Origin of the sequence: Saccharopolyspora erythraea (assembly GCF_018141105.1) — a bacterium.
GTDB lineage: Bacteria > Actinomycetota > Actinomycetes > Mycobacteriales > Pseudonocardiaceae > Saccharopolyspora_D > Saccharopolyspora_D erythraea_A.
Genome location: NZ_CP054839.1, coordinates 5487538 through 5497263 on the forward strand (window position 1 = coordinate 5487538; position 9726 = coordinate 5497263).

At 70.7% G+C, this 9726-nt stretch carries 10 protein-coding genes; 3 read left to right on the plus strand and 7 right to left on the minus strand.

All coding sequences use genetic code 11. The features are described from left to right. Positions 1-75: 75 nt before the first annotated feature. From HUO13_RS24570 to HUO13_RS24585, 4 genes are all read right to left on the minus strand, one after another. A complete protein-coding gene (locus tag HUO13_RS24570; protein WP_211897427.1) occupies positions 76-1761 on the minus strand; it encodes a WD40 repeat domain-containing protein in 1686 nt (561 codons plus the stop codon). After that, on the minus strand, positions 1758-2435 hold the full coding sequence (locus HUO13_RS24575) for a GTP cyclohydrolase II (protein ID WP_249124013.1): 678 nt from the start codon (positions 2433-2435) through the stop codon (positions 1758-1760). The genes HUO13_RS24570 and HUO13_RS24575 overlap by 4 nt, the downstream gene beginning before the upstream one ends. A gap of 371 nt (positions 2436-2806) precedes the next feature. Next, complete coding sequence (locus tag HUO13_RS24580) at positions 2807-3703, minus strand: TIGR03619 family F420-dependent LLM class oxidoreductase (protein ID WP_211897428.1); 897 nt, start codon at positions 3701-3703, stop codon at positions 2807-2809. A 340-nt stretch (positions 3704-4043) separates the two neighbouring features. Next, positions 4044-4379 carry a winged helix-turn-helix transcriptional regulator gene (locus HUO13_RS24585; RefSeq protein WP_211897429.1) on the minus strand — a complete coding sequence of 112 codons (336 nt, stop codon included), beginning with the start codon at positions 4377-4379 and terminating at the stop codon, positions 4044-4046. A 194-nt stretch (positions 4380-4573) separates the two neighbouring features. On the opposite strand from HUO13_RS24585, the gene wrbA reads away from it, so the two are divergent. The 3 genes from wrbA (at position 4574) to HUO13_RS24600 (ending at position 6370) form a co-directional block, all read left to right on the plus strand. Continuing rightward, entirely contained in the window at positions 4574-5188 is a 615-nt protein-coding gene (gene wrbA, locus HUO13_RS24590) for an NAD(P)H:quinone oxidoreductase (RefSeq protein WP_211897430.1), read from the plus strand. Between the two features lie 13 nt (positions 5189-5201). After that, positions 5202-5585, plus strand: a complete 384-nt coding sequence (locus tag HUO13_RS24595; protein WP_211897431.1) for a lipocalin-like domain-containing protein — start codon at positions 5202-5204, stop codon at positions 5583-5585. 173 nt (positions 5586-5758) lie between these two features. Beyond that, entirely contained in the window at positions 5759-6370 is a 612-nt protein-coding gene (locus tag HUO13_RS24600; protein ID WP_211903116.1) for a TetR/AcrR family transcriptional regulator, read from the plus strand. Here HUO13_RS24600 and HUO13_RS24605 read toward each other — a convergent pair. From HUO13_RS24605 to HUO13_RS24615, 3 genes are read right to left on the minus strand one after another with little or no spacing between them, the layout of a single operon-like run. Then, positions 6363-7370 (minus strand): methyltransferase, encoded by a 1008-nt coding sequence (locus HUO13_RS24605; RefSeq protein ID WP_211897432.1) that lies wholly within the window; start codon positions 7368-7370, stop codon positions 6363-6365. The two genes, HUO13_RS24600 and HUO13_RS24605, sit on opposite strands and share 8 nt — an antisense overlap. After that, entirely contained in the window at positions 7367-8956 is a 1590-nt protein-coding gene (locus HUO13_RS24610) for a bifunctional 3-(3-hydroxy-phenyl)propionate/3-hydroxycinnamic acid hydroxylase (protein ID WP_211897433.1), read from the minus strand. The genes HUO13_RS24605 and HUO13_RS24610 overlap by 4 nt, the downstream gene beginning before the upstream one ends. After that, positions 8956-9714: an arylamine N-acetyltransferase family protein gene (locus tag HUO13_RS24615; protein WP_249125165.1), complete on the minus strand. Its 759-nt coding sequence runs from the start codon at positions 9712-9714 to the stop codon at positions 8956-8958. The genes HUO13_RS24610 and HUO13_RS24615 overlap by 1 nt, the downstream gene beginning before the upstream one ends. Positions 9715-9726 lie beyond the last annotated feature (12 nt).

Consider the following 9726-nt stretch of genomic DNA (forward strand, 5'->3'; position numbering starts at 1 on the left):
CGCAGCCGCTTCGTCCACCCGCGCAACCGGCACCGTCGCCGGAACCGCCACGCGAGGTGAGTTCGAAGACAGCCCTCAGACCGTGATCCGGTGGATCTGGCCGTCGTAGGAGCCGGCCAGGAACAGCTTCTCGTCGGGGTGGTAGGCCAGCGAGGAGATCCCCGCCGTGGTCGGGCGCTGCACCGAGACCCACTCCGAGGCGAGCCGGTCGTAGACGGCGATCCGGCCGTTGTAGGCGCCGGTGGCCACCAGGTCGCCGTCGTCGGAGGCGGAGACGCACTTGACCGAGTGCGTGTGCGGCGTCTCGACGACCTGCGGCAGCCGCGAGGCGCTCCAGATCCGCAACCGCAGGTCGCGGCTGACGCTGGCGAACTCGCCGCCCGCCAGGCCGACGCAGCCGTTGGCGATGCGGTCGTGGGCCTGCTCGATCGTCTCGACCTTCTCCAGCGTCGAGATCCGGTACCAGGTGGCGCTGGTGTCCGCGCAGACCGAGAACAGCAGGTCGCCGGAGACGGCCACGCCCTTGACGGCGTTGGTGTGCAGCGGCAGCTCGCCGATGAACTCGGCCTTGCCCGGTTCGGGGATCCGGAACAGCAGGCCCTCACCGGTGTAGGCGCCGACCACCACGTGCTGCACGCCGTCGCGGCGGAACGCGACCCCGCAGTTCAGCGGCGAGCGGTGCCGGTGGATCTCGGCGCCGGTCAGCGCGTCGAAGACGCGCCCGAGCTGGCCGCCGGAGAGCACCAGGCCCTCCACCGGCGTCAGGAAGTTGCACAGGCTGCCGGTGCGGGCCTGCACGTCCTCGCCGCGCCAGACCACGCCCGCGTCGCCCACCGCGAGGGTGGTGTCCTCGTGCGGGACGACCGCGTTGATCCCGCCGGTGCCGGCGATCTCGTCGGTCTCCCAGCGCTCGCGCTGGAAGTCGTAGCTGCGGTAGGTCGCGCCGAAGGTCGCGAAGACGAGGCTGGACTCGCCCGCGAACGCACACGATCGCGGCCAAACGTCGGAGGGCAGGTCGGCCTTGCCCCGCGGCCGCAACCCGGACTCCGCCGTCTCCCACAGCCGCATCGTGCGGTCGTAGCTGAGGCTGACCAGCAGGCCGCGCGCGGTGTCCAGGACCAGCCGCTTGACGCCGGCGTCGTGGGCGGGGACCACGTCCCGGCCGGCGCCGTCGATGATGATCAGCTCGCCGTCGTCGTTGCCTGCGTAGATGGTGCCGCTGGTGGAGATCGCGATGGTGTCGGTCTCCACGCCGTCCATGTCCAGGTCGCTGAGCAGGCCGCCGGTCTCCAGCGACCAGCGCTTGATCGTGCCGTCGTCGCTGGAGGAGATGAGCTCGTCGGTGCCCTTGGCCCACTCCACCGAGATCACGTCCTGGGTGTGCCCGGCGAAGGTGGCGACGAGGTTGCCGCGGAAGTCGTACACGCGCACGTTGTGGTCGCGGGATGCGGTGGCGACCAGTTCCTTCACCGGGTGGAACACCGACATCTCCACGTCGTCGGTCTGGGCGTTGAACACCGCCTCCAGCCGCAGCTCCGGCACGCTCCACAGCCGGGCGGTGTAGTCGCTGGACGAGGTGAGCACGTGCTTGCCGTCGGGGGAGAACACGGCCTGGTTGGCCAGGTGGTCGTGCCACGAGCGGGCCAGCGCCGTCTTCGTCCGGTAGTCCCACAAGATGACCTGGTTGTCGTAGCCCGCGGTCAGGACGTAGTCGCCCTTCCAGGCGGCGATGCCGCTGATCGGGCCGCGGTGTTTGATCACAGAGCACCCTCCATGAGCTCCACCTGATGCCCGGCCGTCGTGACCTTGGCCATCAGGTACTTGCGGTTGGCGTCGTTGACGAACACGCCGGTCGGGACCGCCTCGGCGACATCGATGCCGCAGCCGGTGAGCTGCTCGACCTTGTCCGGGTTGTTGGACAGGATCCGGATCCGGTCGATGCCCAGCGCGCGCAGCATCGCCGCGGCGACCCGGTAGTCGCGCTCGTCGTCGGAGAAGTTGAGCCTGCGGTTGGCCTCGAAGGTGTCGACGCCGAGCTCGTCCTGGAGGAAGTAGGCGTCGAGCTTGTTGTAGAGCCCGATGCCGCGGCCTTCCTGGCGCAGGTACAGGATCACCCCGCCCTGCCGGCTGACGGTCTCGATCGCCTCGTCGAGCTGCGGCCCGCAGTCGCAGCGGGCCGATCCGAACACGTCACCGGTCAGGCACTCCGAGTGCACCCGGACCAGCGGGACCTCGGTGCCGCCGCCGAACACGAGCGCGATGTGCTCCTGCCCGTCGGAAGAGCCGGAGAAGGTAACGACCTCCGGTTTGAGCGTTGCGCCGTCGGCCTTGGACAGGAGTGGAATCGTGACGCGCCGTCGCACCGCGACGGGGCCGTTCCCGTTGTCCTCGGCCGCAGCCGGTGGTCGTTGGTCGCCATCAAGAGGACTGGGCATCTGCTCCACCCCCGGTAGGAACCTCGTAGCGCTGTCATGCCGCTGCGTCCGAACAGCGACCCGTCCATGACAGCCGAGGCCCGCCGGGGCGGGCATGACGGTACGTACCGATACGTTTGCCGGCCGGAGAGGCGGAGTGTCCGCGCCCGCGTTCCGCTTTCCGGAAACGCAGTGACCAGAACGATCAAGGTCCGCGCGCTGTTGCGGGCTCCTCGCTCATGCGGCCCCGCATGCGTTCCCGCCGCGAGACGCGCGGAATTCCCCGCAGCCGTGGGACTTCCGACGACGCGGAACCGAAGATCCGCCAGGATGCACGAAAGCGGCCCGGCCGGACGCGGGTGCGCCGGCCGGGCCGCGGAGTGCGTCTGCGGCTACACGCGCCGCAGGATGGTGTCGGCCATCTCCAGGGTGTGGTCGATGCTCTTGGCCAGGAACATCAGGTCGACCAGCAGGTGCTCGACGCCGGCCTCTTCGACCGCGCGGCCGATCGCGGTGACGACCTGGTCGATGGTGGCGGTCTGGTCCGGGTAGACGCGCAGGATCATGTCGATCGCGCCCGGGTCGCGCCCCTCCTCCTCGGCCAGCTGCCGGATCTGGCTCATCGGCGCGGTGATCGCCATGCCGGGGTCGACGTCGCCGGGAACCGGCAGGATCGGCAGCCAGCCGTCGCCGCGCTGGGCGACCCGGCGCATGGAGGCGGGAGCGAACCCGCCGATGTAGATCGGCGGGTGCGGACGCTGCACTGGCTTGAGGTAGGCGTGGGTCGGCGGCACCTGCCAGTGCCGGCCGCCGTACTCGGCGACGTCGGCGGTCCAGAGCTGTTTGAGCGCATCCAGGCACTCGTCCATGCGGGCGCCCCGCTCCTTGATCGGGATGCCCGCGGCCTGGAACTCCTCCGGCGACCATCCGACGCCGAACCCGGGCACCAGCCGGCCCCGGCTGACCACGTCGATGGTGGTGAGCGACCGGGCCAGCAGCGCGGGCGGATACCACGGCGCGTTGAGGACGTTGCTGCCCAGCAGGACGTTCTCGGTCGCGGTGGCCGCGACGGTGAGCATCGCGAAGGGGTCCAGGATCCGGTGGAACTCGTCCGGGATCGTGTCGGCTCCCGGCGGGTAGCCCACGGTCGGCTCGACCGGGGCGAGCAGCCGGTCACCGACCCAGAGGCTGCCCGCGCCCAGCGCCTCGGCCTCCCGCGCGAACGAGGCGATGTCGGCTGCCTGGTGCGCCAGCGTCCCCAGCTGCGGAAGGCTGAAACCGATGCGCATCTGTCCTCCTAGCTAATCGTTTATAGGAGTTGCTTCTAAAAAAGAAGTGAACAGAGCGCAAGGTAGCAGCAGGACGTGGCGGCAACAACTGCCGGACGGGGACCGCGTGGTGTGACTTGGAAAACCCCGAGGCGGCAAGCAGAACAGCCGACCCGAGGTGGCCAGCGGGGACACCGGACGCGGCAGGGCAGGCAGAAAGCGCCGGACACGGAGCGTCGCGGACGCGAGGCGACGCGCGGAACGCGGAGGCGCGCGGAACGCGGAGGCGCGCGGAACGCGCCGAACGCGACATGGTGAGCGGAACGCGGAGCGTGCCGGCGACGGGGGTCAGGCGGGAGGGTCAGGCGGGGAGGTTCTCCATCGCCCAGGTAGCCAGCTCGCGCAACGCGGGCAGCAGCGCGAGACCCGCGGCGGTCAGTTCGTAGGTCACCGCGACCGGCGGCCCCTCGTCGACCCTGCGCTCGACGAGACCGGCCCTGCGCAGTTCGCTCAGGCGCTCGGAGAGCATCGAGTCGCTGATCCCCGACAGCGCGCGCTTGAGCTCGGAGAAGCCGGCAGGTCCCGCGAGCAGGGTGCCCAGCAGCACACCGCTCCAGCGCTTGCCGAGAAAGTCGAACGCACGGGCCAAAGCCGCGTCGCAGACGCGCTCGTCGCTTTCGGCCGCCTCCCTCATCATGTCCACACTCTACCCATCGGGTGACGCCGGAAGGCCCCGAACGAACCGGACGACGCCGGGACAACACGGCCACAACAATCGGAGAATCCTCCACTAACCGATTGCATGCGGAGACTTCTCCGATTAGGCTGTGCTGAGCTCCGCACGCGCGAAGTCAGCCACCCGAGCAAGCAGCAGAACAGGAAAGTAGCGCCATGTCCGTGAAAGTCGCCGTCATCTACTACTCCTCCACCGGCAACGTCCACGCCCTCGCCCAGGCCGTCCGCGAAGGCGCCGAGAAGGCCGACGCGGAGGTGCGCTTCCGCCGCGTCGACGAGCTGGCTCCCGACTCGGCCATCGACGCCAACCCCGCGTGGCGGGCGCACGCCGAGGCCACCAAGGACATCGAGCCGGCCACCCACGAGGACCTGAAGTGGGCCGACGCCTACGCCTTCGGCACCCCCGTCCGCTTCGGCGACGTCGCCTCGCAGCTCAAGCAGTTCATCGACTCCACCGGCGGGCTCTGGTACGCCGGTGAGCTCTCCGGCAAGCCGTTCACCGGCTTCACCAGCGCCATCAACATGCACGGCGGCAACGAGGCCACGCTGCTCTCGCTGTACCACATCGCCTTCCACTGGGGTTCGGTCATCGTGCCGCCCGGCTACAACGACGCCAGCGTCCCGGCCGCCTACGGCAACCCCTACGGCGCTTCCTACCCGTCGGGCATGGACGGCGAGCCGCCGAACGAGCGGGTGCTGGCCGCCGCGCGCTTCCAGGGCTACAACCTGGCCACCGTCACCGCGCGGCTGCTGAACGGCGCGCAGGGCTGATCCGGACGCCGGCATGACCGCGACGACGGACCTGATCGGACACTGGCGACTGGGCTCCTTCGTGGAGTTCGACGAACAGGGGAACCCGAAGGAGAGCCCGCTCGGCGGTTCACCGCGCGGATCGCTCTACTACGGAGCGGACGGCTACGTGTCGGTGCACATCATGCGCACCGACTCCGCGCCGCCGCCCGCCGCGAGCTACATCGGTTACACCGGAAGGTGGCGGCTGGCCGGTGACCAGGTCGTGCACGAGGTCCGGATCGCGACCGACCCCACCTGGCCCGGCTCGGAGCAGGTGCGGGACTTCTCGCTCGACGGCGACGAGCTCGTCCTCGGCCGCACCGACACCGTGGACGGCGAGCCGTTGCGGGCCCGGCTGGTGTGGCACCGCGCCTGAGGCGCCCGAACAGAACCGGAAGTGATCACTCGTGCGGCCATCCGGCCACGAGTGATCACTTCCGCGCGTCCTACGATGACTCCCGCAGGTGGCAGCTGCTTCCCGGGAGGCAGCAGCGAGGCCGCCCGAGGTCAAGCGAAGGGAGCACCGTGGCAGAGCGATCTCGCGGCGGCATGTTGCCGATCGTCGGTCAGCGCCCGGCCGAGCGGGCTGACGCAGCGCGCAACCGCCGCAAGATCCTGCTGGCCGCGTCCCGGCTCATCGCCGAGAACGGCGCCGAACACCTGTCGCTGGACGAGGTGGCCGACGCCGCCCAGGTCGGGGTGGGGACGGTGTACCGCCGCTTCGGCGACCGGGCGGGACTCGTGCAGTCCCTGCTCGACGAGCGGGAACGCCAGTTCCAGGAGGCGTTCATGCAGGGGCCGCCGCCCCTGGGCCCGGGAGCTCCGCCACAGGAACGCGTCCGCGCCTTCCTGCACGCCCTGGTCGACCGGGTCGAGGAGCAGTCCGACCTGCTGCTGGTCGCCGAGGCCACCACGCCGGCGGTCCGCTACAACGACGGCCCCTACCCCGTGCGCCACCTGCACCTGGTGACCCTGCTGGCGCAGCTCAGGCCGGACGCCAACGCCCACTACCTCGCACACGCGCTGCTCGCCCCGCTCTCGGCGAGCCTGGTCATCCACCAGCGCACCAACGAGGGCCTCGGCGTCGAGCGGATCAAGTCCGGCATCGACGACCTGCTGGCCCTCGTCGGCGTGCGGGCGGAACCGGACCCGGCTACTTGACCGCGGTGATGAGCTGGTCGGCACCGGACAGCGGCCGCACCCGGCACTGCCGGAACCCGGCATCGGCCAGCCAGCCGAAGCACTCGGCCGCCGTGTAGCTGACGCCCCCGCCCTGGTCGACCAGCATGTGCAGGCTGATCAGCAGCCCGGGAGCGCTCTCCCGCTGGTCTTCCTCCACCAGCATGTCGTAGATCAGGATCGTGCCGCCCTCGGGCAGCGCGTCGTAGGCCTTGGCCAGCAGCATGCGTCGGGTCGCGAGGTCCCAGTCGATGAGCAGGTGACCGAACACGACCGCGTCCGCGGCGGGGAACGACGCCGTGCGGAAATCGCCCGGGGTGAAGCGCATCCGGTCGGCCAGCCCGTGCCGGGCGCTGGTCTTGTCGAAGCCGTGCTCGACCATGGGCAGGTCGAAGCCGACGCCGGTCAGGTGCGGGTGGGCGAGCAGCAGGCGGGAGAGCACCGAACCGTCCGAGCACCCGATGTCGGCGACCGTGGCGACGTCCTGCCACGGGAAGCTCCCGGCGAGCGCGGTGCTGGCGGCGACGGACCCGCCCGACATCGCCCGCTGGAACTCTTCGGAGAGCCCCGGGTCGGAGTGGATCGCCTCGTAGGGGACCTGGCCCCCGTACGACTGGGAACGGCCCGTGCGCAGCGCGTCGGCGAGCCTGCCCCAGGACCAGTACCAGTGGCTTCCCATGTACTCCAGCATTCCGCCGACGTAGGTGCCCGCGCCGGGGTCGCCGAGGTACCTCGAGGTGGCCGCCGTGGCGGCGTAGCGCTCGTCGGCGTACTCGAGCAGCCCCAGCGCCACGAGGCAGTTGAAGAAGTCCCTGGCACCGCGTCCGTGCAGCCCGAGCTGCTCGCGCAGCTCCTCGGCCGTCAGCGGGCCTTGCGCCAGCAACGGGAAAACGCCGAGTTCGACCGCCGTGTGCACCGCACGCGCGCTCATGAAACCCAGGGCGAGCTCCTGGATGTGGTTGAGTTCCGCGTTCGCCGTCATCGGCCGGCTCCTCCTGGGGATAGTTGGGTGCGCAGATCGTCGATGAGCGCGGCGGCACCGTCCTGGTCGCGGGCCGCGCCGAAGAGGTAGAAGTCCGGGCGCACCAGGATCGCCACCGCACCCAACCCGGTGAGGTAGGGCACGTAGACGTCGCCGGTGTCCACCACCGTCCGCACCGCGCCGTCCTCCGCCTCGGGCAAAGCCGATCCGGCCGGCAGGACGTGGACGACGTTGGCGCGCAACGACTTCAGGTATGCCAGCCGCGCGTCGTCGACGAGCCGCGGCTCGAGCGCGATCAGCGCGAAGCCGCGCCCGACGACCTCGTCGAACAGCCCGGAAGCGTCGGCGGTCGAGACGGTTCCCTGCGGGGTCAGCTCGCCCGCGGGCGAGTCCTCACCCGGGGCGTGCAGCAGTCCGCTGCGCAGCGGCGTGATGTCGAGGACCACCCCGTCGGACTCGCCCGCCTGCTCCCGGGCCGCCAGCATCTTCTCGTCCCGGGCGCGCGCCGCCTCGGGGTCCGGTTCGCAGATGACCCGGCCGAGCTCCACCGACTTCGTGATGGCGTACTGGACGTGCTCACGGCGTTCGGCCGGGTAGGTGTCGACGACGTGCTCGCCGACCGAGCCGGAGAGCACCAGGTCCAGTTTCCAGGCGAGGTTCGCCGCGTCGCGGAACCCCGAGGACATGCCCTGCCCGGCGAACGGCGGCATCAGGTGCGCGGCGTCACCTGCCAGCAGCATGCGGCCCGACCGCCACCGCTCGGCGTGCCCGGCCTTGAAGGTGTAGACGGCGTGGCGATCCAGCGTCGCGTTCTCGGAGGTGATCCCCTCGATGGCCAGCAGCTCCCACGCCTTGCGCGGGCTGTCGAGCTCCTCGAGGGTCTCGCCCGGCACCCGCATGAACTCCCACCTGCGGTGGCCCGGCCCGGCCGACACCGCCGTCCTGGGCCGCGCCGGGTCGCAGACCTGCAGGTTGTCCGGGCTGTACTCGCGCACCGGCCGCAGCGTGACGTCGCAGATCAGCCAGTCGTGGCTGAACCCCAGCTCGGTGAACCCGGAGCCGATCCGGTCCCGGACGAAGCTGTTGGCGCCATCGCAGCCCACGACCCAGTCCGCGACGACCTCCAGGGACTCGTCGCCGCTTTCGGCGACCACTCGCACACCCCGGTCCGAGTCCTCCACGCGCACCGCCTCGTAGCCCCGGAAGACCTCGAGGCCCGGGAGCTGCCCGCCTCGTTCGATGAGGGCGGCCTCCAGTCCGGGCTGGTACATCGAGGTCGTGATGGGCCAGCCCTGCGGTCCCCGGTCGCCGATTCCGGTGAAGTGCAGCAGGTCCTGCCCCTCGCCGTTGCGCCAGACGTAGTCGCCGGTGGGTTTGCCGAACTCGCCCAGCGACGGGTCGATCCCGGCGGAGGCCAGGATGCGCGCCGACTCGCCGTCGAATACCACCGCGCGCGGCATGGTGTAGGGCTGCGGCCAGCGCTCCACCACGACAACGTCCCAGCCGCGCTGGGCGAGCAACGCCGCCATGACCTGGCCGACCGGCCCGTAGCCGATCACCGCCACGTTCGTCCGCTTGCCGGTCATCAGGCCGCTCCTCCCGTGATCTCGCGCACGACCTCGTCGTGGTCGGCTGCCTTCACCAGCACCCTGATCCGCTCCTCACCGTTGTCCACAGTGGTCAGACGCCTGCCGAGCAGGACCCACTGCCCGTTCTCCGTGGCGCGGGAGCGGATGACCGTGCCGATGCCGAACTGCTCGGCGTCGTCGGCGTCGTCCCCGCCGGGGTTCCACTCGGCCAGCTCGCGCGGCCGCGGGTCGAACCGGTAGAGGCCGTGCCAGTCACCTCCGCGCGCCCTGCGCTCCAGCACCTGGTAGCCGCCCTGGGGTACGACGCGGTACTGGCAGCCGTACTGCTCCTGCACCTCCGGCGACACGCGCACCGGCTCCAGGAAGCCCGGCCCGGCGAACCCGACGTCGGCCAGCCACAGCTCGCCGTCGATGCGGACGCCGAGGAAGACGTGCGCCAGGTCCGGGCCGAAGGTGCCACCCGGGCCGCACAGCCCGCCCATCAGGAACGAGACGTCGAAGCCCAGCTCGCCCAGCAGCCGGTGGAACAGCCCCGCGAGCTCCCCGCAGTGGCCTCCCCGGCGCGCCACGACGGCCTCGTCGAACGCGGCGTCGAGGTCGATGTTCCCGCCGTTCATCCCGGCGGCGACCTGCTCGGAGAGCCGGGAGTTGTCGTAGGGCAGCGACATCACGTGCTTCTTGTGCAGTTCTCGCAACGCCTCCCGCCCGGGCGCCGCGGATCCGGAGCATCCGATGCCCGACAGGTAGGTTTCCACGCTGAACAATTC